A 22,484-nucleotide genomic window follows, 5' to 3' on the forward strand; every position below is an offset into this window, starting at 1 on the left:
CAAATTCCATTAAGCTACTTGTTCCTTAACATTCCCTGTTCTTTTTATCGTTCCCCATGTTTCCAGTTCCCCTTTAATCGCTTTCCTGAACGAACGGAATAATACAACATACATCAATTGTCTCCAGAAAAAACGCTGAGGGAAAATATAAAGTAAATTGGTGTACTTTTCTTTCTCCATACGGAAAGCAATGGCCGCAAAAATCATATCAACGAGGATGAAGATAATGTAATAAAAGAGTACCTGACCAAAACCATTGTGGAGGCTTAAAATTCCTGAGAATCCGGTTAGCGTTAAATTATTAATAGCGCTTAATGAAAACAGGCCGCTAATCAAAGAAATAAGCATAAAAAGATCGGCAAGCGGAGAAAACAATGGTAAAATAATCTGGTAGATCAGGATATTTGGCATTCCTACCATCCCAAAATAGCCATACTTTTTGTTTAGCAACGTTTTCCTGTTTTTCCAAAAACTTTGCATTACCCCAAAACTCCAACGGAAACGTTGTTTGAGTAACATATTTACTGTTTCCGGTGCTTCTGTATAAGCAATTGCGCCATCGCAGTTTTTTACTTTATAACCAGCCCTTAAAATGCGCATGGTTAAGTCGCAATCTTCCGCAAGGGTATCGATAGTGAAACCACCAATTTCAAGAATCACATTTTTTCTAAAGGCACCTATTGCTCCAGGTACGACAGTAATCGTATTTAATAAATCGAAAGCCCTTCTGTCCATGTTTTGAGCAGTAATGTATTCTATTGATTGCCATTTGGTGATGATGTTGTTGGTATTTCCAACTTTTACGGTTCCGGCTACGGCTGCGATCTTATCGTTATAGAAATAGCGCATCAGTTCGGTTACCGCATCATTTTTTAACTGCGTATCAGCATCTATACAAACTACAAATTCGGCTGTGGCTTTTGATATCCCATAATTTAATGCAGAAGCCTTGCCTCCATTTTCTTTACGGAAAACCTTTACCTGAGGATGGTTACCAAAATTTTCGTTTACGATTTGAAAGGTTTTATCCTTAGAACCATCATCAACAAAAATCAATTCAAAATCGGGGTAGGTGGTTTTTAAAAGACTATTAATGGTTTGAACTGCGGTAACTTCTTCATTGTAAGCCGGAATGATGATACTCACTTTTTCTGAAGGATGCTGTACTAACTTACCCACGTTACGTTTTGCTCTTTTGCGCTGTCTGATGGCCAGATAAGCAATAAATATGGTTCTTAAGATCGCAAGTACGATTGCGACAGAAAATATGATGTTTAAAACCATATTGCCGTAATAGAAGAAATTGATGAAAAAGTAATCACCAGAACCTGAAAAACCACTGTTTGCGGTAGATTTTACTGCTGGCATGAGCTCTGATCTTTTTTTACCCATCAAATCGCCCACTGTGGTAAAGGTGTAACCTTTGGCTTTAAAGAATTTGATGATTCGTGGTAATGCTGCAACGGTAGCTTCACGGTTTCCGCCAGCATCGTGAAGTAACAGGATGTTACCGTTATCTTGCTGTTTTACCACCTCATTAAAAATCTGATCGGCAGTTTTACCCGGTTCCCAGTCTTCTGGGTCGATATATTCTCCAATATTGATGTAATTCTCTTTGCGGCTTTGTGCAACCGGTAAAATTTCGGAAATGTTTTGTGGTTCGGCATCGGCATTAAATGGTGCACGGAATAAAATGGTACTGTGTCCGGTAACGGCTTCAATTAACCTGCGGGTCGCATTCAGCTCAAATTTTACCCTTTTAGGACCAATGGCCGACATATCCGGATGAAAAAAGGTATGGTTTCCAATTTCATAACCGTCATTATATTCCTGCCTTAACAATTCCATATTTTTTTCGGCCATAACGCCAACTACAAAGAAACAGCCAGGTACTTTTTCCCGTTTCAAAATATCCAGTACCTGCGGTGTATAAACAGGATCGGGGCCATCATCAAAAGTTAAAGCAATTTTTTTATCGGCCTCTCCAAATCTTTTAATTACGTATTGCTCCGGAAGCCTGGTATACTTTTGATCGGCAATAGAAAAATCGTCTTTATTTAAAGTAAATCTTACACTTCCAGGTTTAGGGGTAGAGATGAGGTCTAATATTTCACCATCGCCCAGATAGGAGATTCCTCCCATGTTTAATGAAGCAATTTTGCGTAAATCGAATGGTTTTTTCTTTAATGTATCTAAACTTAGGTCGTTAGAAATAAAAGACCATAAACGTTTATCTTCAGAACCCAAACGCCATAAAGCCACACCGGCGATATCCCAGTCATCAGCCTTGCGGATTAAATTAAAATAAGTAGCTGCATCGGTAAAATAAACTTCATGTTTAATGCCGCTGCCATCATTGTAAGTATAGTTTAAATTGGCAGAAGCGGGATCGTAATTTATCTTGCTTTTATAAGTAACAGCCCTTGTCATCGCCTGCTCGTAGGTAACCGCTTCTCCAATGCTATTTTTTGGCCAATCGTAACCATAGCACGCCAATGCCAGGATTACTTTGTCGGCATCAACTTTATTGCAGATATCATCGAGCTTTTCCTCCACCCATTCCTGGTGTGAAATGTCGCCGGCATTACTGAGTTCGGTATGCTGATCATAAGCCATTAACACCAGGTAATCGTTATACTTTTGAAGAATTTCTGGCTGATAATCGTCATTTTCTGGTGAAATATCCTGAGATACAATCAGTTTTTCAGCATGAAACTGCGTATACAGGTTCTTCATAAAAGCGTTAAAACTATCGCTGTTTTTAAGGTTGAGCTCTTCGAAATCGATGTTGATCCCCCGATAACCATATTTTTTGGTTATCGCTATCAGTTCGTAGATCAATTTTTGCTGAGCAGGCTGATCATCTAATAATCTTCTTACCGCTCCGCCGTCCCAATGGTCTTTATTATAATTTGAAACTACAGCAATAGCCGATTTTTTGCCTGCATGTATCACTTTCAAGGCGGCAGTATCTGCTTTATCTACAATAGAATCTCCATTTAAAAAAAACGATTCTGTAGCCACCATGTCCAGATGGCTGATGTTGCGTTTTAAGTCTGATATTGATGATTCTTTGCTTCCTGCCCAACTCACATAAAATGCCATGTTGATGCGCTTATTATTTCCGTGATGCGTTAAGATGCGGCGTTCACGATCTTTCCTGATCTTTTGCAGCTTTGATTTTTCGATAGTGAAATCCTTATACCGTTGCGATTTTTTTAACTTCTCTAACTGTTTTTGTGTTAAGGGTGTATTCGTGTTGATAAAAGGCAAATTAGGTGCCTGCACTGATGATAGTGTGTACACTACGCAAATGATTGCGACAATGAAGACTACAAAAAACGTACGGCTTACCCATGTAAATGCGTGCCAGCGTGTTTTAGTCTCAGTTTGAAATATTTGTTTTCCGGACATTTTTCTTTTCTGATTTATTGATTCAAATGTCACTAACGAATATGAAGATTGGATGAATGATTTAAAGTTAGGCGCCGTAAATTAGATCGTTAGTTCTACCCTAAGATACTATTTTAATCCTGTATTGAAATTTTTAAAGAGCGTTGTCACGCCGTCCTGTAGCGCAACGGAAAGCTGCACAGTAAACCGATCGATCCATGAGCGAGCTCACCGAAGGCAACTCGTTTCAGGGGCTGTTTTACCAGAAAGAAGCTGAAATAACTAGCACTGACAAACTCCAACAGTAAGTCGTCATTCTCGCGCATGCGGGAACCACGAAGTGCTCAGCGAAGCTAATCTTAAGATACTTGCATTACGATTTATTCACGAGTTTTTCTTTTTCCCAGTGATCACCCATGCTAAGTATTAAAGGCCAGTTTTTTTATCAGAAAAGTAATTAGGGCCAAGTTTTCAGGTTTTGGAAACGAAAGGACGGTGTTCCATCGGGGTGTGCAGTCCTGCTGTTCGCCGTAGCCCTCATTCTTCGGGGCTGCCGCTACCATCAGGTTTATAAACATCGTTTGTGCACTTGTAAACCGTTAAAACAAAATACTCTCTTTGCTTTATACCCCTGGGTGTAGCGGTATCCTGCAGGGCAGAGAAACGATGCCCGAAGCGTACAAGTGGAACACAGGAACTCCGTTATTTTCTTGCACAGACATTGCGCTCTCAAAGAAGATAAACTAACCACCTATTTATTTGGAAACGAAAGGACGGTGTTTCATAGGGGTGTACAGTCCTGCTGTTCGCTGTAGCCCTCATTCTTCGGGGCTGCCGCTACCATCAGGTTTATAAACATCGTTTGTGCACTTGTAAACCGTTAAATCAAAATACTGTCTTTGCTTTATAGCCCTGGGGGCAGCGGTACCCTGCAGGGCAGAGAAACGATGCCCGAAGCGTACACGTGGGACACAGGAACACCGTTATTTTCTTGCAGAGTTATTGCGCTCTCAAAGAAGATAAACTAACCACCTATTTATTTGGAAACGAAAGGACGGTGTTCCATCGGGGTGTGCAGTCCTGCTGTTCGCTGTAGCCCTCATTCTTCGGGGCTGCCGCTACCATCAGGTTTATGAACATCGTTTGTGCACCTTGTAAACCGTTAAAATAAAATGCTGTCTTTGCTTTATAGCCCTGGGTGCAGCGGTACCCTGCAGGGCAGAGAAACGATGCCCGAAGCGTACAAGCGGAACACAGGAACTCCGTTATTTTCTTGCACATACATTGCGCTCTCAAAGAAGATAAAAACTACCTTATATGCAGTATAAAGCAAAAAAAAACGGCAATTTTATAAAAAAAAGGCGCCGTTTTTAAATTCGTTTTAAAAATAATATTAGGTAACAATGATCAGTTTATTCTTCTAAATAACCAAATCTACCTTGATTGTAATCTTCTATGGCCTGATGAATCTCGGACTCGGTATTCATTAAAAATGGGCCATATTGTGCAATAGGTTCGTCGATGGGTTCTCCGCTCAACACTAAAATCACACTGTTCTCTAAAGCTTCGATTTTAATTGCTGTGCCCTTATTGCTGAAGTGTACAAAATGATCTGCAATAGCAGTTTCCGATCCATTTATTTTAATCGAACCTTCAATCACCATCAATCCGGTGTTAAAATGCTCAGGAAAGTTAAAAGTAGCCTGGCCACCTTTATTTAGCCGGGCATTATAGAGTTCTATCGGGCTAAAAGTGTTTGCATTACCTTTTATGCCTTTATAATGGCCTGCTATAATTTCAATTTTTCCTCCATTTTCAGGGATGTCAAAACGGGCCATATCAGCTTGTTCAATAGCTTGATAGCCTGGTTTGCCCATCTTATATCTGGCAGGAAGATTAATCCATAACTGTACCATTTGAAAAGGACCTCCAGCCAGGCTGTAGTTTGCTTCATGATACTCTTTGTGCAGTATTCCGCTTGCTGCGGTCATCCATTGTACATCACCAGGATAAATTACCCCGCTGTTTCCAGCGCTATCATGATGTGCAACCGCACCATGATAGGCAATTGTTACGGTTTCAAAACCACGATGTGGATGAACGCCGACACCCCTTGGTTCTTTCCTTGCAGAAAATTCGATCTTTGAGCCATAATCCATCAGGAAAAAAGGACTCATATGGATTTGATAACCGCCTGGGAAAAAATTATGTACCCTAAATCCATCGCCAACCATATGTGGCGCCGGAGCCTTTAGTACTTTTTCTATTTGTTTTGTTTCCATGATTGGAACCTTTCTGTTATGCGTTTGGCGTATGGCGTACATTACGCTAATCGCCAAACGCCTATCGCTTATACGCTCTACGCTTGTTTCACAAACTGTAATTCGCCTAAAATGCGAACTTCCTCACTCACCATTACCCCACCGGTTTCCAGTGCCGCATTCCAGGTTAAACCGAAATCAGAACGGTTAATTTTTCCACTTAAGGTAAAGCCTGCTTTGGTGTTGCCCCATGGATCAGTAGCAATGCCCCCAAATTCTGCGGTTAATTTTACGGGTTTAGTTTCGCCCTTAATCGTTAAATCACCTTTAACGATATAATCGCTACCATCTTTTTCTACTGAATTGGATTTAAATTCGATATGCGCAAATTTTTCAGCATCGAAAAAATCGCCACTTTTTAAATGGTTATCGCGGTCAGTATTTCCGGTATCCAGCGAACCGATATCGCCTTTGAAAGAAATCTCTGCATTTTCGAACTCATCACCTTCAGATAATAATTCTGCTGAGAAAGATTTTAAACTACCAGTTACAGTAGTAATCATTAAGTGTTTTACTTTAAATTGCAATTCGCTGTGGGTTGGATCTAATGTCCATTTCTGTTGTGCCATATCTTTTGTTTTTTAGCTTTTAATATTAATAACACAAAAGTACAGTCCAGGTTTTTACTACCTATTGATGTATGGTAAGAAAGGGAAATGATTGAATGAGAGTAGGATAGATTGATGGAATGATGGAATGATGGAATGAGGGAATGAAAGAATGATGGAATGATGGAATGAGAGAATGAGAGAATGATGGAATGAGAGAAAAGTTAGATTTTAAAATACCATTTACTCATTCAAAACTCACTCATTCAATTGCCTATGGTCTGAAATGTTTGTTCGCCAGCTCTTTTCTTACACGGCTTAACGATTCGGGCGTAATGCCCAGATAGGATGCAATCATCCACTGTGGCACGCGGAGGGTAAGGTTAGGATAAAGTTTAATAAAATCAAGGTATCTTTCTTCAGCCGTTGCACTTAATAACATGTTAATTCTTTTCTGCATAAAGCGGATCGAATTGTTGAGTAGCCTAATTTGCATGGGCTGTAAACAGGGTACTTGCCTGGCTGCTTCTTCCATGAAATTGTTGGGCATTAACACGGCTTCGCTTGCTTCTATGGCATCGATGAAAAATATCGAGGGTTCGTTATTCATGTTATTGCGGTCAGAAATCAGCCAGTTTTCGGGGGCAAACTGAAGGATGTGTTCTTTGCCTTTTGCATCAATCGAATAGGCGCGTAATAAACCTTTGCCTACAAAATATCCGTGTTTAAAATTATCACCCGTGTATTGAACGATTTCGTTTTTCTCGAATTTTTTAATTTTTAACGCAGATGATATGCTTTCGAACTGTTCATCAGTGATCTCTATTTTTTCCTGTAAGTATTTTTGAAACTGATGAATCATAAAGATGGCTTATTATTTTTTTATGGGCTTAATATCGGAAAAATCTACTCCACATTTACAATTGCCACCACATCCATCTTTTTTTACCTGTAAAGATTTAAAAACCAAACGGCCAACATATACCAGTGCTACCGCAAAAAGTAAAAAGACTAAAATCGTTTGAATATCCATAATACAAATATAAGTGCTTTTAAGAGGATGGGATTCAGCTAAATGTAAATATTGAGTACAAATCTTGTTTACCACAGAGAGAACGGAGTTTTACACAGCGGACACAGCGCATGTGTTATTCGTGATCGGATCAGGTTCATTTATACGGAAAATTTTAGTTTTGCCACAGACCTACGGTGGGTATTGTCTGATCCTTAGTGATCTATGTGGGTAAAGAAAACATGGTTTATTCCTCCATAAAACCGATAGTACCGCCAACCCAATCAAAATCGGCATTGTAGCGTACGCCAATCATTTTACCACGACTAAGGCGGGCAAGATTAATACAAAGCTGAGGTTCGCCGCCATCCGGCCATAAATACATCATCCTGATTTCGGCCTTTACCCCGCCATCGGGCGCCTGAACTGCAGGTTCGTAATTTACTTTCCGTTGCAAAATCCAGTTTTCAGGATCTTTGATACTGGTAATGTCAGCTTCGGTTACATCGATAATTACACCCATGCCGGCGAAAGAGAATAATGGCTTAAGTACGTAGTTTTCTAAATCTTCGGGGATATGCTTTACTTCATTCAGAAAGCGGGTTTCCGGTACAAATTCGCTTTGTAAAAATGGCATGGTGTACTTACTGATCCGATAGAACCAGTTGGGGTGTGTTACCCATTCCACCTCAAGTTCCTCACGCGGATCGAAACTTTTTTTAAAAATTTCGGTGTTATTAGCCACTTCATCGAATATCAGTCGGTTATAAATTCTTTTTAACTGAATCTTCTTACCATCTTCTTCATAAAATAGTTGTTTGCCCACTTTTTTTATGTCTTCCAATGCCAAAATCTTAATGCCTAACAGTTTTTGGGTTACAAAAAAATCAATGGCGGTTTTTTGATTCGGCGCATCTACATCCATCAAGGCTACCTCTTCTGGCTGGTGGGAGCCAATGATCACCTCTTTAAGAAGTTTGATGTACTTTTCTTCATTAAAGCCGTTTAAAAAATAATTTATAGAAGAGTCTATATCGAAACTCGTTTTAAAAGTTTTTGCCAAATGGTGCTGAAAACCATATAACGAGGGGAAACCCTGCATTTCAATCAACATCGGTGTGAGCTCTCCGTTATTATCTTTGCAGATACCGAAATCGAACGTTAAAAAGTGTGGTTGTTTATTTTCATTAGGTACGTTCCAATCTGCAGGAATTGCTTTTTGTGTAAGTGCCTTAAAGTTAGGTTGCTTAATGAGGGTTATGATTTCTTCCCCTGCCGTGAGTAATTTTTCTTTTAAAGCTTTTGAAATAAAAACAGGCGTTTCTGCAACCCGAAAAGGGATTTCCGGATAACCCCTTTGCAGTTGGGTGAGGAAGTGTTGATACTTCTTGTTGGTGAACTGTTGGTTGTATTTTTGGCGTTGGTCAGGTATCATAGGTTTTGGTGTTTGGTTTTTGGTGCCTGAGCGAGTATTACACCTCTTGCAAATGCCCAATTGCTTTTTGTAAGAAATTAGGTAAAATAACACTTTGTGTTAATACAATCCTTGCCGGATCATCTAAACTGTTCAGCATATCCAAATACTTCTGTTCGCCATGCAGATCAATGATTGCTTTTTTCTTTTCTTCCTGAAGTAAGTACATTTTCATGCCCACTGGATCAGCCTCAGGGTGAAACTGCGTACCGATAATTTCATCAGAAAAGCGGATCGACATCATGCAGCGTTCTAAATCTACATGTTTGCGTTCTTTTTCAATGGCCAATAATTTTGCGCCTTTTTTCTCAAAAGCAGCAAAATCTGGTTCTATAACCTGCCAGTCTCTGCTATCGACCGAAAAAAAGGGGTTCGTAATGCCATTAAAAATTTCGTCTCTTTCTCCATCTTCAGTCAGGGTTATCGGGAAAATACCAAAAGCATTCGACCGTCTTTCGGTTACATTGCCCAAATCATATTTTCTACAGGCCAATTGAAAGGAGTGGCAGATCAAAAATGCATACTTTTTTCTTTCTTTGTTTTTATGGTTAAAATCTTCTATCCGATCTAAAAGATTAAAGAAATCATTTTCCCATTTTTCGCCTTTACTTTCAATTGGGCTGCCTGGGCCACCACTTGAAATATAAGCATCGTAACCAATGCCTGGTATTTCTCCTTTTTGCCTTAAATCAAAAATATCAAAACTTAAATCGATATTGTTTTCATTTTTAAAACGGGATAAAATTTCCTGAATTCCCCGCATGCCCTGGTTGGGTGCACCGTTATTCATATCAATAACGGCTACCTTTAAGCTTCTTTTATCCATTTCTAAAATTACTTTGCGCCAATAAGTGTTTGATTAGTAATATAATCTACCACCGCCTCAAAGTTACCCGTTTGTTGGTAAACGGCCAACTGCCTGTCCGCACCGGTACCGTGTTCTAATATTTTATGTACATAATTGATATCATCGCGGCAGCCCAAATCATCCACTACATCATCAACAAAATCTAATAATTCTAAAACAAGGTTCCGGCAGTTTACTTCCATTTCTTTCCCGAAATCAATGAGGTTTCCATCAATTCCGTAACGCGCAGCCCGCCATTTGTTTTCGTTAATCAAAGCTCTGGAATAGCTGATAAACTCCATGTTCTGTAAACGCAATTTGTACAGTTTGGCACACAAAGATTGAAATAAAGCGGTAAGCGCCATGGTTTCATCAATCAGCATCGGGCAATCACAAATGCGGAATTCAACGGTATCAAAGAAAGGGTGCACACGGATATCCCACCAGATTTTTTTGGCGTTATCCATGCAATTGGTTTTGATGAGCAGTTTTACATAATTATCATAATCTTCGATGCTGTTAAAAATATCAGGAATTCCCGTACGTGGAAATTTATCGAAGATTTTAGTGCGGAAAGATTTGTAACCGGTATTCCGGGATTCCCAAAAGGGAGAATTGGTTGATAAGGCAAAAACGTGCGGTAAGAAATACCTCACCTGGTTGGCAATGTGGATAGCCAGTTCGCGCGATTGGAAACCTACATGTACGTGAAGACCAAAAATAAGGTTAGAGCGTGCAGCTTCCTGCAGCTCGTTCACAATTTCGTTATAACGCGGATGTTCGGTAATCAGTTGCTTTTCCCAGTGTGAAAAAGGGTGTGTACCTGCAGCACCAATTCTTAAACCTTGCTCTCCGGCCAGTTGAGAAACCGTATAGCGCAATTGAGCAATTTCCTGACGGGCTTCGGTAGTGGTGCGGCAAATACCTGTACCCACCTCTACCACGGCCTGATGCATTTCTGCCTTAACCTGGTCTTTGTGTATTTTTTGTGCGGCCTCCACAATTTTTTGTTCGTGAGAAGTCAGTTCTCTGGTAACGGGATCAATTACCATATATTCTTCTTCTATGCCCAGCGTAAACTCGTTCATCTTTTTATTGATTAAAAATTAAATCCCTATTATTTTTTTGCTGCAGCTTTTTTAGGTTTTACGGATGTTTTTTCAGTTGTTGCCGTTTTATCCTTTGCTGTATTGGCAACTTTCTTTGGCGCGGCTGTTTTGGCAACTGTTGATCCAGCCCTGGTTATTAAAGGTTTGCCCCCAACTGACGATTTAATGTATTCGCCCCAGGTTAAATTATCTTGTCCGTCTTTTTGCGCTTTAGCTCTTTCTATCGCATAATTTGCAGTGGTTTCTACTACCCAGTCAAAATTCTCCTGGCCAACACTTTTAATATCAGCATCAGGGGCAGGATTACAGAAGTCGATGGCAATAGGTACTCCATCTCGTACAGCGAACTCAACCGTATTGAAATCGTATCCTAAATAATTACATAGTTTTAAGGTGTATTCTTCTACTGTTTTAAGCAATTTTGGATCGGGAGATTTACCTTCTGTTGCATAGCGCAAATGATGTGGATTGCGTGGGTCGTACTGCATAATATGAACATGTTTGCCACCTATACAATAACACCTGAAATATTCCTCGAAAATAATTTCTTCCTGCAGGAGCATGACCAGTTGTTGGGTGCCACCGTGTTTATCAAAAAAGTCTTCCTTGTCATGAAGTTTATATACATCTCTCCAGCCACCGCCATCATAAGGTTTCATGTAGGCAGGAAAGCCCACATACTCAAAAATCGCATCCCAGTTTAATGGCATTTCGAGATTAGAAAATGATTCTGAAGTTGTTCCGGTTGGATGTTCTCTGGAAGGGATCAGGGCTGTTTTAGGTACGGGAACACCAATTTGTTCGGCCAGGGCATTATTAAAAAACTTCTCGTCGGCACTCCACCAAAATGGATTGTTGATTACGGCAGTTCCGGTAATGGCCGCATTTTTCAGGGAGGCGCGGTAGAAGGGTACATCCTGCGAAATCCGGTCAATAATTACCGAATAACCCAGCGGCACATTTTGAAATATTTTATCGATTTTAACCGCTTCGGCAGTAATGCCTTTTTCTGCTTTTTGATTAATTCTTTCGATTACGGCTTCAGGAAAAGAGCGTTCCTGTCCAAATAAAATCCCTATTTTCTTCATTGGTAAATATTGTTTATTGTGTAACTGGTTAATCGGTTAATTGTTTGTAATTCTAGCTCAAATCGACTATAGACTAAGGACTCCAGACTAACGACTAAGCTATAGCTGTGCAATATAATCCGGAAACATCTCTCTCCAGATCGGCCAATCGTGATCTGCGTTTGGCCTGATATCCAGCCAGTGGTTTATGCCCTTTTTGTTTAAAATATTGGATAAACGCTCGTTATCTGCCCTGCACATATCCCGGTCAGTGGTGCCCAGTACAATTTTCATATCATGTAGCTCGGGATTGCTGTTGTTCAACACGAAATCAACCGGGTTATTGAAATAAACATCGTCGTTATAAAAACCGTCTAGCTGGCCCGTTATATCGAAAGCACCGCTCATGCTAAACATATGGCTAACTAGCCAGGGATGCCTGAAAGCAAAATTAGCAGCATGATAACCGCCAAAACTGCAGCCGGCAGTAATAATTTTACGATGTCCGGTTTCTTGTCTGGCCAGCGGGGCTACCTCTTCCAATAAATACTTATCGTACCAGATGTGGTTTTTAACCCTGTCAGCAGGATGAATACTTTTGTTGTACCAGCTTAGTTTATCAACACCATCCGGGCAATAAATTTTGATTTTTCCTTCATTGATAAATCCCTCAACAGAATCAATCAATTTGAAATCCTTATTCTCAAAATATCGACCCATGCTTGTTGGGAACAGTAGGATAGGGATACCACCGTGACCAAAGATGAGCATGTCGATTTCGCCACTTAAATTCGGGCTGTACCATTTCTTATGTTCTTCTTTAACCATAATACAAATTGAATGTTTAAGGTATAAATTAAAACTTATAATAAAAATAGTGTAAACCTTAAAATGAGGTGGTAATTGTAAAAATTAACCTATGATAATTAATAGTTTATGGAGATTTGTACCTTTGCACCCTAATGCTGAGGCGATAGCCATGTGATAGGGATCTTGATTATGAAGTACACCACAATTTTATCGGTAAGAATTAATACCAGCAACTTTAAAATATCTTCAAATTATTTAAAGCGCGAGGTAGAAATAGATATTTATACACCCGAAGGTATTTTGGGCAATGAAAAAATAGAACTTCTGTTATTAAATGACGGACAAGATGTTGCCAAGATGGATTTTAGCCGGATTTTGGAAGATGCCCACCATGGCAAAAGAAACCATCGGTTAATTGTTGTGGCCATTAAGGCCTCCGAAGACCGTTTAATGGAATACGGTGTTGCTGGCATACCCGATTTTAAAGGACGTGGGGCGAAAGCCAATCTGTATAGCGATTTTGTGATCAAAGAACTTTTGCCTTTTGTTAAAAAGAAAATTGCAATGCCGATTACCGGTAAAGTGGGTTTTGCCGGTTTTTCTCTGGGAGGTTTATCTGCTTTTGATATTGCCTGGAATAATCCTGCTGCGTTTGATGTAGTTGGCGTTTTTTCAGGTGCATTTTGGTGGAGAAAAACGGATTTAAATGAAGGCTATACCGATGCTGACCGCATTATGCATCAGCGATTGGAAAACACTTCCAGCAAGCCGGATATGAGATTCTGGTTGATGGCCGGAACAGAAGATGAAAAGGCTGATCGCAATAAAAACCTGATCATCGATTCTATAGATGATACTATTGACATGGTTAAAATCCTCTTAAATAAAGGCTACAGAAGGCCTGATCATATTTTTTACTATGAAAAAGTTGGCGGCAAACATGATGTGCCAACATGGGAGAGTGTAATGCCTGCTTTTTTAAACTGGGCATTTGAGGTTTAGAAATGGTATTGTGTAACCTGTTTAAAGTCAATTAGATAAGTTTTTTTTGCATTAATACGTAATAAATTTCATTGCGGCGGTAGCAATTTAAATATTCTCAAAAAATTAAATCTCTCCTCATTATTCTGATTTGCTACCTTTCTAAGAACAAAACTTGGGAATCAGAATTTCGTAATTATACTTCGAAACGACCAGATTCTAGTTTCTTTCTTCCGTATCCTCAAGAGATGTTGCCCAGATTATTTTCAAGCTACACTTTTGCGATAGTACAATTTAAATTTAAACGTAATTATGACAAGAAAGATTCTTTTAATCTGTAGCCTAATGCTTGGAACTATTCTCCATGCGAGCGCACAAGGATTTATGTTCCATGTTGGAGATGGAAACTATTATAGCATACCTGATAACGAAATTTTTAAGGGAGTCGAATTATTAGTGCAATACAGAAATGAAAATCAAGCTCCAAATCTCGCTACTAACTTTCAGATAGGACTGTTGTCTAGATTCAGTTCTTTAACTAAAAAACCCAGTCAGTTTTGGGGCGCTCCAATACAAGTGGGTACTAAAACTTACCCCAGCTATTTGATCGATGACGGTTCTGCTGCTACGCTCATCGCCGTGGGCATTTCCAAAAAAGATATAAAAGATTACAAGTACCACGTGATAAAAAACGATAGTACAGAAATTGTGCCCTGGTCGCCCCTGTCAAAATTAGAGATGAAATATGGAGCCAAAGTTCCCTATGCAGCATTGGGAACTTTTACTTCACCAGAGGGTACAATCATGGTAGAAGTCATTAACAAAAAAAAATACAATGTTAGAGATGGCGTAATTTACGACTGGAGAACCCATTACAAGCCATTTATTACGGGTATATCAATGTTCAAAGATACAGTTCGTTATGAACTAACTGATCCAAAACGGAATAATGGTTATTCCAGTCACGTAGATCCGCTAACCGGTGCGCCAAAGGAGTTGTATTTTCCTGCCGATTCTATAGCCACCCTGCATATCAAGTTCAAAGCTCATGAAACTATCCCTTATCGCATTTGTCTGGAAACTCTGGATAAGAATACCATACGGAATAAGGAACTAATTTATTATCTGCTAAAGGATTATTATGATGTTGAAACTAAACTACTTAAGAATCCTGGAAAATATCGGATAAGTATACAGCCTCTGACACCAGGTTACGGGGATCAAAGCAAGGGGGCTAGAGGCAATATAGTTTACATCCCGATTACGGTAAAACCGAGACCAGCTCAAGAGGCTTCGATGAAGCAAATGCTGCCTTATATCTTGATAATACTCTCGGGTGCTGCTTTGTTATTTTTTATTTACCATACCCGTAACCAGCGTAAATTGAAAACTACCATTCAAGAGAAACAACTTGCCGGACTGAAACTTAAGTCAATCCGTTCGCAGCTTAATCCGCATTTCATGTTCAATGCGCTATCTTCCATCCAAGCCCTAATGAACAAAAATGATTTAGACAAAGCGAGTTATTACCTCTCTATTTTTTCTGGTCTCACCAGACAGGTACTGGACGGCAATAATGAAGACATGTTGAGCATTAGCGACGAATTAAAAATGCTTGAAGATTACCTGCAAATGGAGCAACTTAGGTTCGGGTTCCAATATGAGATTTCAATTGAAAAAGGCTTGAATTACGATAACATAGAGATTCCGGCCATGCTGTTACAACCCTTGGTAGAAAATGCAGTAAAGCACGGTGTTTCAGGACTAAGAGAACTGGGAAAAATCCACATCAATATTGCAAGTGTACACCATAATCTTAGCATATCGCTTTCTGATAATGGCAAAGGATTTAATCCATTAGAAAAAACTTCAGGCTACGGTATCAAATTAAGCCTGGAAAGAATTACCTTGCTTAATCAAATCTACAGCGATCAGCCTACCCATCTGGACATCAAAAGCGACAAGGGGGGTACTATAATTACGATAACTTTAACCAATTGGCTATCATGAACATCAGTGCAATAATTATTGATGACGAATCCCATAACATCGAAAATTTACAACTTATCATTACAAAGTATTGCTCCGATATCACCATTAAAGCAACTGCGGCCAACGCTATAGATGGTGTATCAATCATTCAGCAATATCAGCCAGATCTGGTATTCCTTGATATCCAAATGCCAGATCAGTCCGGATTTGATTTATTGAGCAAACTATCAAGTATTACATTTGAAATTATTTTTATCACCGCCTATGACAAGTATGGGATACAGGCTATTAAATTTTCAGCGCTCGATTATCTCCTAAAGCCTATTAATGTGAGAGAATTTGGGCTTGCCGTAGAAAAGGCCAGATTGAGAATTCAGGAAAAACAACGCAATAGCAATTTGGAAAATCTCCTCAGTTACATTAAAGCAGGTAATCGCGATCCAAAAATCGCCTTGCCCACTCAAAAAGAAACGCTTTACGTGAAGATCAGCGACATCATTAGATGCGAGGCTGTTAACAACTACACAACTTTTTGTCTAAAAAACCGAGAACAAATCCTCGTTTGCAAAACCTTGAAAGAATTTTCCGATCTGCTCAAACCACAGGGATTTGCACGTACTCATCAATCACATCTGGTAAATATAAAGTATGTGAAAAGTTATCTGAAAGAAGATGGCGGGACGCTATTGCTTGATAATCAGGATAAAATTCCAATATCCAGGCAAAATAGAGAATCGATTAAAATCGTATTAAATCAAATGCTTTGATTCAATCTTTGAAAATAATCAATCTTATACAATCAAATTGTATTGTTTTCGGGTTGACAATAGATACTTCGATGAGTACTCCGTGGTTCCCATCCGATGGTTATCGGATCGAGTTGGGAATGGCGATCGATCGCATGGCTACTCATACTTCAAAAAAATACCGGTATCAAATATCGTCCATAAGCAACTTCTTTGTCCACAGCTTTTTAAAGCAGCATTAGCCCAGGTATTGCAGGTTTTGAAAATACTATAACTGCCCTTTGCTTCATAAAAGGCATCACCGATGTCATAATGAATGTTTGATTTAACAGGGATTAAATGTCCTGTGTCATCTTTTTTAAAACTATTTAAAATATAACGGATCAGCTGCCGGTATTGGGTTTTGCTGATCATGATTTTTATACAGTTTGCGTCTTCACTTATGTTTTTATAATAAGTAGTGTGCATGGCCGATGTGCTCAGACCAGAGATTGCCCGCAGTCCGTTACTCAGTTTAAGGTCTGAAAATTCCGGGGTTTCCAGGTAGAATTTTTTATCTCCCCAGCCCATGGCCAGGTATTGATAACTGCTATCTGCTGCTAAAGTATTCTGATAACGGATTTCTTTTGTCCAGTTCAGTTCGGCGCTAACAGCCGGAACCACAATATCAGTGTGCACGCCATTGGTCATAATATATATGGCAACTTCTTTAGCATTCGTTGGGTTGGCATTTATTGTAATACGCGAGCAGCAAAATGCAGTGAGGAAGTAAATCCCGATCCACACCATCAAAACAATTAAAAATCTGCCCGTATATTTTAGAATCCTTTTGTTCATCCCAATTTATTGTTTGAATTAATGCCTCAATTGCATTTTTGGTAACCCAATTTATAGAATATTTATGTTAATCGATTTTATTGATATTGATATCGAAAAACATGATTTTTTGCGTGTACAGGTTATCCCTACCTTGAGCGCATGATAAAAGGATTGTTTGAAACGCATATTTATGTGGAGAATTTAGAAAGGTCGATTGATTTTTACAGCAATGTTTTAGGTTTAACGCAATGCCATTATGAAGCGGAACGGAGAATTGCATTTTTCTGGATTGGCAACCCGCAGGAGGCCATGTTGGGGATTTGGGAAAAACCAAAAGCAGAAATCGATATGCGACACTTTGCATTTCGCTGTGAGGTGGATGATGTATTGAATAAATCGGTTCAATTTCTGGAATCGAAAAACCTTCAGCCTTATAATTTTCTTAAGAGCGACAATTGTGAGCCTATGGTTTTTGCCTGGATGCCTGCTGTAGCTATTTATTTTAACGACCCTGATGGACATGCCTTAGAGTTTATTGCTGTTTTGGAAGGTGAAGCGAGGCCGGAACTAGGGGTGATTGCTTATCCGGATTGGTTAAAAGTAACCTTATAAACTGGAATTTACGAATGCTATCTAATACCTTAATGGTTCAGCTTAACAGGTATAATTTTTATGCCTCATTAATAGTTATGGCATTAATTAATTTCTTTATCTTCAATTATAATGCCACCACCTTCGCAATGAATCAACACAGTACAGGCATCCCGTTTATCTTTTACCAGAACTTTGGTATTGATTTTACAAAGTTTTTTTGCCAGTTCATCCTGAATTTCAGACCACTCCTGGCTAAGGGTTTCCAGTTCCTTCTCTTTGTGTTCCCTATCTATACAGGCAATAAGGTGTTCGTCGGCCTGTATGGCGGTAATGTACTCTTCTTTTGATAAATCTTGTACTTCAGCCGCATCCATAGCTCTTTTTGCTGCTTCTACTTCAAGCGACTTTGCTTCATACTGATCAAACAATTCTTGTACTGATTTTTCCATTTACATAATACCCTTCAAACTAATCATTTGTTTTGTTCATTTGAACTCGAACGATTTCTTTAAAACAGGCTTTGATTTCTAAACCTGATGGAAACGGCAGCACCGAATTTTTTATGAGGGCTAAAGTGTACAGCAGGACCGATTAAACCGAAATGCTACTGCAATTGCTTTTCTAACTAAAAATGAGACCATTGCATCGTTATTGAAGCATTAAATAGTGAGCGATATAGTGGAAAATCCATTTCTAAACACTATCTTTGCGCCAAATTTGAGGCGCATTTTATGCAAAAGATTAGAAATATAGCTATTATAGCACACGTTGACCACGGTAAAACCACGTTGGTTGATAAGATTTTACACTCTTGTTCTATTTTTCGTGACAACGAACAAACAGGAGAGTTGATATTGGATAATAACGATTTAGAGCGTGAGCGTGGTATCACAATCGTATCTAAAAACGTATCAGTTCAATACAAAGATGTAAAAATTAACATTATCGATACACCTGGTCACGCGGATTTTGGCGGTGAGGTAGAGCGTGTTTTGAAAATGGCCGATGGTGTACTTTTACTTTGTGATGCTTTTGAAGGTGCAATGCCTCAAACGCGTTTCGTAACGCAAAAAGCTTTGGCACTTGGTTTAAAACCGATTGTGGTGGTAAACAAAGTAGATAAAGAAAACTGCCGTCCTGAAGAGGTTTACGAGCAGATTTTTGAATTGTTCTTTAACCTTGAAGCTACTGAAGAGCAATTGGATTTTCCGGTTATTTACGGTTCATCTAAACAAGGATGGATGAGTACTGACTGGCAGAAACCAACTACTGATATTTTTGCTTTATTGGATGCTGTTGTAGCTAACATTCCACCGGCACCAATTAACGAGGGTACTTTGCAGATGCAGATTACCTCGTTAGATTATTCATCTTTTGTAGGTCGTATTGCAATCGGTCGTGTTCACCGTGGTACCATTAAAGAAAACCAACCGGTTACTTTAATTAAACGCGATGGTAAAATTGTTAAAACAAGGGTAAAAGAACTTTATACTTTTGAAGGTTTAGGAAAAATCCGTACTCAGGAAGTAGGTTCTGGTGATATTTGTGCGGTTGTAGGTATTGATGGTTTTGATATTGGTGATACCATTGCTGATTTCGAGGCGCCGGAGCAACTACCTGTAATTAGCATTGATGAGCCAACAATGAACATGTTGTTCACCATTAATAACTCACCATTCTTTGGTAAAGAAGGTAAACTGGTTACTTCTCAACGGATCAAAGATCGTTTGATGAAGGAAATGGAGAAAAACTTAGCATTAAAAGTTGTTGAAACTCAGGGTGCAGATTCTTGGTTAGTTTATGGCCGTGGTATTCTTCACTTATCTGTATTAATTGAAACGATGCGTCGTGAAGGATACGAGTTGCAGGTTGGTCAGCCACAGGTAATTGTGAAAGAAATTGATGGTAAAAAACATGAGCCAATTGAAACGCTAATTGTAGATGTACCTGCTGAAGTTTCTGGTAAAGTAATTGAATTGGTAACCCAACGTAAAGGTGAGTTATTGATTATGGAACCAAAAGGTGATTTACAACATTTAGAATTCGAAATCCCATCCCGTGGTATTATCGGTTTACGTAACAATGTATTAACTGCTACTGCTGGTGAGGCCATTATGGCGCACCGTTTCAAAGCTTATGAGCCTTGGAAAGGTACTATTCCCGGCCGTTTAAATGGTGTATTAATTTCGATGGATAAAGGTACTACTACTGCGTATTCGATCGATAAATTACAGGATAGAGGTCGTTTCTTTGTAGATCCGGGCGTTGATATTTACGAAGGACAAATTTTAGGAGAGCATATCCGTGATAATGATTTAGTAATCAATATCGTTAAAGGTAAAGCTTTAACTAACATGCGTGCATCAGGTACTGATGATAATACACGTATTGCACCGGCAATTAAATTTTCGTTGGAAGAGGCTATGGAATACATCCAGGCTGATGAGTACATCGAAGTTACTCCGGTAAGCATGCGTTTACGTAAAATTTTCTTAACAGAGCAAGAACGTAAAGTTAAAGGAAAGCAATTCGCTTAAGCCTAAATCCCTGAAATGGGAATAAAATATAGATCACTAAGCCTCGATATTAATCGGGGCTTTTTTGCGTTTAAAAGGCTTTTAGTGGAATCATTTTAATACTAAAACAGACTAGAAAAGTAATTAACACATACATGAGTGGATAATACTTCGATAATTTTTTAATCACAAAAGCCATTTTCTGTCAGATGTTTTTCATAAAACTTTCGGGAATAAAAAGTTAACAATCGGATGGCAATCAAATTTATTGGAGCTTTTAGTTTTGTGATTTATCAAACAAACTAATTTTCCATATTGTGATTAATAAAGGATTATCCAGGGTGGGTATATTTTTATTAAGTATGCTTTCTCTATTGCCGCTATTTGTATTATACAGGTTGGCAGATGCTTTTTATGTTGTAATCTTTTATGTTTTCGGTTACCGCAGAAAAGTGGTTAAAGAAAACCTGGTTAATGCCTTTCCTGAGAAAACCCTCCCTGAGATTTATGCAATAGAAAAACGGTTTTATAAATTTTTAGCTTCACTCTTTATCGAAGTGATCAAAATGAAAAGCATTTCTAAAAAGGAATTAAACAAAAGGGTAAAATTTAAAAATGCCGATCTTGTAGAAGCCTATCTTAAAAATAATGAGAGTGTACTTTTCTGCTCATCACATTATGGTAACTACGAATGGGTATGTATGGCTATCGGTTTAAACTTTTCTGGCGGACATTTTCCGATTTATAAACCTTTAAGCAGCGAAACCTTCGATAATTGGTTTCTGGAGATGAGAAGCAAATTTGGCAATAACATGGTATCGATGCGGCAAACGTTAAGGGCTATCCAGGCTAACAAGCATCAGCCAACCATATTTACCTTTGGTAGCGATCAGGCACCTTCAAAAGAGGAATCGAATTATTGGACAACTTTTTTAAATCAGGAATCTGCTATACAGTTGGGTTTGGAGAAAATTGCGAAGAAAACTAACCGTCCTGTATTCTATCTTAAAATCAATTATTTGAAAAGAGGATATTACGAAGTTGACTGTGTTCCGATCTGTTTAAATCCATCCGAAACAGCCGAGTTCGAAATTACCAACATGCATACTCTTTTTTTAGAGGATATCATTAAAGAAGCGCCAGCTTACTGGTTGTGGAGCCATCGGAGATGGAAATATCAGCCTGAACCAAAGATTTCATCAACCCGTGTGAAAGATTATGATACAATGGATGTTTAGCCCGATCCATCTTTTGTAAAAATGAAATCTAACATTTTAATGGCAAAATTTCTCCAGGCGCTTTATAAATTAGCACTTCAACTAGCCTGATGTGATTAAAACGTGTATTTCCCATTTGGGAATATTTCTTTTAAGTTTATTGTCCCTGCTGCCATTATCTATTTTGTACATTTTGGCTGACGGGGCTTTTCTACTACTTTATTTTGTGTTTAGGTACCGTAGGAAGGTGGTGAGGGAGAATCTGTTAAATGCACTTCCTGACAGGACATTACAAGAGATCTTAATGATCGAAAAGCAATTTTACCGTTATCTGGCTTCGCTGGTTTTCGAAATTGTTAAAATGCAAAGTATCTCCAGACAGGAAATCAAAAGGCGTTTTGTATTTAAAAATAAAGAACAGGTTCAGGGGTATTTAGACAACGGCCAGAGTGTATTAGTCTGTTCAGCGCATTATGGAAATTGGGAATGGGGTACTTTGGGTTTGGGACTTAATTTTTCTGCAGATCATTATCCAATTTACAAACCCTTAAGCAACCCGGTATTTGACAACTGGTTTAAAAGAATTAGAAGCAGGTTCGGGAATAAGCTCATTGCCATGCGGCAAACCATGCGTGCCTTGCAGGCTAGTAAAGGTAAGCCAAGCCTGTTTAGTTTCGGGAATGACCAGGCACCCGCTAAAGATGAATCACATTATTGGACTAATTTTATGCATCAACCCAGTTCTATACAGTTAGGGATTGAAAAAATAGCCAAGCGTACTAACCAGCCTATATTTTATTTCAAAGTGAAAGTGTTAAGGCGCGGTTTTTATGAAGTTGATTGCGTGCCGCTTTGTTTAAATCCGGCTGAAACCGCTACGTTTGAAATTACTGAACTACATACCCGTTTTCTGCAAGAAATCATCAATGCACAACCCGAATATTGGTTATGGAGCCACAAGCGCTGGAAATATAAACCTCAACATTCACTTCTTTTTGAAGGAGATAAGCGGAAAGCAAGTATAATTTCCTAAATACT

At 38.9% G+C, this 22,484-nt stretch carries 19 protein-coding genes; 7 read left to right on the forward strand and 12 right to left on the reverse strand.

Annotated features, from left to right (window positions below; genetic code table 11):
- Positions 1-9 precede the first annotated feature (9 nt).
- From ABEG20_RS20630 to ABEG20_RS20675, 10 genes are all read right to left on the reverse strand, one after another.
- Positions 10-3,306: a glycosyltransferase gene (locus ABEG20_RS20630; RefSeq protein WP_406825096.1), complete on the reverse strand. Its 3,297-nt coding sequence runs from the start codon at positions 3,304-3,306 to the stop codon at positions 10-12.
- A 1,499-nt stretch (positions 3,307-4,805) separates the two neighbouring features.
- Entirely contained in the window at positions 4,806-5,675 is an 870-nt protein-coding gene (locus ABEG20_RS20635) for a pirin family protein (RefSeq protein WP_406825097.1), read from the reverse strand.
- A 77-nt stretch (positions 5,676-5,752) separates the two neighbouring features.
- Positions 5,753-6,283: a YceI family protein gene (locus ABEG20_RS20640; RefSeq protein WP_406825098.1), complete on the reverse strand. Its 531-nt coding sequence runs from the start codon at positions 6,281-6,283 to the stop codon at positions 5,753-5,755.
- A gap of 253 nt (positions 6,284-6,536) precedes the next feature.
- Positions 6,537-7,124: a Crp/Fnr family transcriptional regulator gene (locus ABEG20_RS20645; RefSeq protein ID WP_406825099.1), complete on the reverse strand. Its 588-nt coding sequence runs from the start codon at positions 7,122-7,124 to the stop codon at positions 6,537-6,539.
- Positions 7,125-7,136: 12 nt separating this feature from the next.
- On the reverse strand, positions 7,137-7,295 hold the full coding sequence (locus ABEG20_RS20650) for a FeoB-associated Cys-rich membrane protein (RefSeq protein ID WP_084153161.1): 159 nt from the start codon (positions 7,293-7,295) through the stop codon (positions 7,137-7,139).
- Positions 7,296-7,521: 226 nt separating this feature from the next.
- The gene (locus tag ABEG20_RS20655; protein ID WP_406825100.1) at positions 7,522-8,709 is read right to left on the reverse strand and encodes a hypothetical protein; all 1,188 of its coding nucleotides are present in this window, start codon (positions 8,707-8,709) and stop codon (positions 7,522-7,524) included.
- 37 nt (positions 8,710-8,746) lie between these two features.
- Entirely contained in the window at positions 8,747-9,574 is an 828-nt protein-coding gene (locus ABEG20_RS20660; RefSeq protein WP_406825101.1) for a type 1 glutamine amidotransferase, read from the reverse strand.
- An 8-nt stretch (positions 9,575-9,582) separates the two neighbouring features.
- A complete protein-coding gene (locus tag ABEG20_RS20665) occupies positions 9,583-10,683 on the reverse strand; it encodes a carboxylate-amine ligase (RefSeq protein ID WP_205058729.1) in 1,101 nt (366 codons plus the stop codon).
- A 29-nt stretch (positions 10,684-10,712) separates the two neighbouring features.
- A complete protein-coding gene (locus ABEG20_RS20670; RefSeq protein ID WP_406825102.1) occupies positions 10,713-11,792 on the reverse strand; it encodes a RimK family alpha-L-glutamate ligase in 1,080 nt (359 codons plus the stop codon).
- A gap of 99 nt (positions 11,793-11,891) precedes the next feature.
- The gene (locus ABEG20_RS20675; protein WP_406825103.1) at positions 11,892-12,599 is read right to left on the reverse strand and encodes an esterase family protein; all 708 of its coding nucleotides are present in this window, start codon (positions 12,597-12,599) and stop codon (positions 11,892-11,894) included.
- Between the two features lie 171 nt (positions 12,600-12,770).
- On the opposite strand from ABEG20_RS20675, the gene ABEG20_RS20680 reads away from it, so the two are divergent.
- The 3 genes from ABEG20_RS20680 (at position 12,771) to ABEG20_RS20690 (ending at position 16,321) form a co-directional block, all read left to right on the forward strand.
- The gene (locus tag ABEG20_RS20680; protein ID WP_406825104.1) at positions 12,771-13,583 is read left to right on the forward strand and encodes an alpha/beta hydrolase; all 813 of its coding nucleotides are present in this window, start codon (positions 12,771-12,773) and stop codon (positions 13,581-13,583) included.
- A 324-nt stretch (positions 13,584-13,907) separates the two neighbouring features.
- Positions 13,908-15,572, forward strand: coding sequence for a sensor histidine kinase (locus ABEG20_RS20685; protein ID WP_406825105.1), 1,665 nt, complete (start codon positions 13,908-13,910; stop codon positions 15,570-15,572).
- Positions 15,569-16,321: a LytR/AlgR family response regulator transcription factor gene (locus ABEG20_RS20690; RefSeq protein ID WP_406825106.1), complete on the forward strand. Its 753-nt coding sequence runs from the start codon at positions 15,569-15,571 to the stop codon at positions 16,319-16,321. The genes ABEG20_RS20685 and ABEG20_RS20690 overlap by 4 nt, the downstream gene beginning before the upstream one ends.
- Positions 16,322-16,459: 138 nt before the next feature.
- On the opposite strand, the gene ABEG20_RS20695 is transcribed toward ABEG20_RS20690, so the two are convergent.
- Entirely contained in the window at positions 16,460-17,137 is a 678-nt protein-coding gene (locus tag ABEG20_RS20695) for a TIGR02117 family protein (protein WP_406825107.1), read from the reverse strand.
- A gap of 141 nt (positions 17,138-17,278) precedes the next feature.
- Here ABEG20_RS20695 and ABEG20_RS20700 point away from each other — a divergent pair, with 141 nt between their 5' ends.
- Positions 17,279-17,731 (forward strand): VOC family protein, encoded by a 453-nt coding sequence (locus tag ABEG20_RS20700; RefSeq protein ID WP_406825108.1) that lies wholly within the window; start codon positions 17,279-17,281, stop codon positions 17,729-17,731.
- Between the two features lie 83 nt (positions 17,732-17,814).
- On the opposite strand, the gene ABEG20_RS20705 is transcribed toward ABEG20_RS20700, so the two are convergent.
- A complete protein-coding gene (locus ABEG20_RS20705) occupies positions 17,815-18,162 on the reverse strand; it encodes a hypothetical protein (protein ID WP_406825109.1) in 348 nt (115 codons plus the stop codon).
- A 282-nt stretch (positions 18,163-18,444) separates the two neighbouring features.
- On the opposite strand from ABEG20_RS20705, the gene typA reads away from it, so the two are divergent.
- The 3 genes from typA (at position 18,445) to ABEG20_RS20720 (ending at position 22,479) form a co-directional block, all read left to right on the forward strand.
- Positions 18,445-20,250, forward strand: coding sequence for a translational GTPase TypA (gene typA / locus ABEG20_RS20710; protein WP_406825110.1), 1,806 nt, complete (start codon positions 18,445-18,447; stop codon positions 20,248-20,250).
- A gap of 296 nt (positions 20,251-20,546) precedes the next feature.
- A complete protein-coding gene (locus ABEG20_RS20715; RefSeq protein WP_406825111.1) occupies positions 20,547-21,467 on the forward strand; it encodes a lysophospholipid acyltransferase family protein in 921 nt (306 codons plus the stop codon).
- A 91-nt stretch (positions 21,468-21,558) separates the two neighbouring features.
- Positions 21,559-22,479 (forward strand): lysophospholipid acyltransferase family protein, encoded by a 921-nt coding sequence (locus ABEG20_RS20720; protein ID WP_406825112.1) that lies wholly within the window; start codon positions 21,559-21,561, stop codon positions 22,477-22,479.
- Positions 22,480-22,484: the final 5 nt, after the last annotated feature.

Source organism: Pedobacter sp. KACC 23697 (genome assembly GCF_045348445.1).
Classification (GTDB): Bacteria; Bacteroidota; Bacteroidia; order Sphingobacteriales; family Sphingobacteriaceae; genus Pedobacter.

Excerpts from the sequence above, each read along its gene's own strand:
- ABEG20_RS20635 (WP_406825097.1), bottom strand. The coding sequence starts at position 5,675 with ATGGAAACAAAACAAATAGAAAAAGTACTAAAGGCTCCGGCGCCACAT.
- ABEG20_RS20640 (WP_406825098.1), bottom strand. The coding sequence starts at position 6,283 with ATGGCACAACAGAAATGGACATTAGATCCAACCCACAGCGAATTGCAA.
- ABEG20_RS20645 (WP_406825099.1), bottom strand. The coding sequence starts at position 7,124 with ATGATTCATCAGTTTCAAAAATACTTACAGGAAAAAATAGAGATCACT.
- ABEG20_RS20650 (WP_084153161.1), bottom strand. The coding sequence starts at position 7,295 with ATGGATATTCAAACGATTTTAGTCTTTTTACTTTTTGCGGTAGCACTG.
- ABEG20_RS20655 (WP_406825100.1), bottom strand. The coding sequence starts at position 8,709 with ATGATACCTGACCAACGCCAAAAATACAACCAACAGTTCACCAACAAG.
- ABEG20_RS20660 (WP_406825101.1), bottom strand. The coding sequence starts at position 9,574 with ATGGATAAAAGAAGCTTAAAGGTAGCCGTTATTGATATGAATAACGGT.
- ABEG20_RS20665 (WP_205058729.1), bottom strand. The coding sequence starts at position 10,683 with ATGAACGAGTTTACGCTGGGCATAGAAGAAGAATATATGGTAATTGAT.
- ABEG20_RS20670 (WP_406825102.1), bottom strand. The coding sequence starts at position 11,792 with ATGAAGAAAATAGGGATTTTATTTGGACAGGAACGCTCTTTTCCTGAA.
- ABEG20_RS20675 (WP_406825103.1), bottom strand. The coding sequence starts at position 12,599 with ATGGTTAAAGAAGAACATAAGAAATGGTACAGCCCGAATTTAAGTGGC.
- ABEG20_RS20680 (WP_406825104.1), top strand. The coding sequence starts at position 12,771 with ATGAAGTACACCACAATTTTATCGGTAAGAATTAATACCAGCAACTTT.
- ABEG20_RS20685 (WP_406825105.1), top strand. The coding sequence starts at position 13,908 with ATGCTTGGAACTATTCTCCATGCGAGCGCACAAGGATTTATGTTCCAT.
- ABEG20_RS20690 (WP_406825106.1), top strand. The coding sequence starts at position 15,569 with ATGAACATCAGTGCAATAATTATTGATGACGAATCCCATAACATCGAA.
- ABEG20_RS20695 (WP_406825107.1), bottom strand. The coding sequence starts at position 17,137 with ATGAACAAAAGGATTCTAAAATATACGGGCAGATTTTTAATTGTTTTG.
- ABEG20_RS20700 (WP_406825108.1), top strand. The coding sequence starts at position 17,279 with ATGATAAAAGGATTGTTTGAAACGCATATTTATGTGGAGAATTTAGAA.
- ABEG20_RS20705 (WP_406825109.1), bottom strand. The coding sequence starts at position 18,162 with ATGGAAAAATCAGTACAAGAATTGTTTGATCAGTATGAAGCAAAGTCG.
- typA (WP_406825110.1), top strand. The coding sequence starts at position 18,445 with ATGCAAAAGATTAGAAATATAGCTATTATAGCACACGTTGACCACGGT.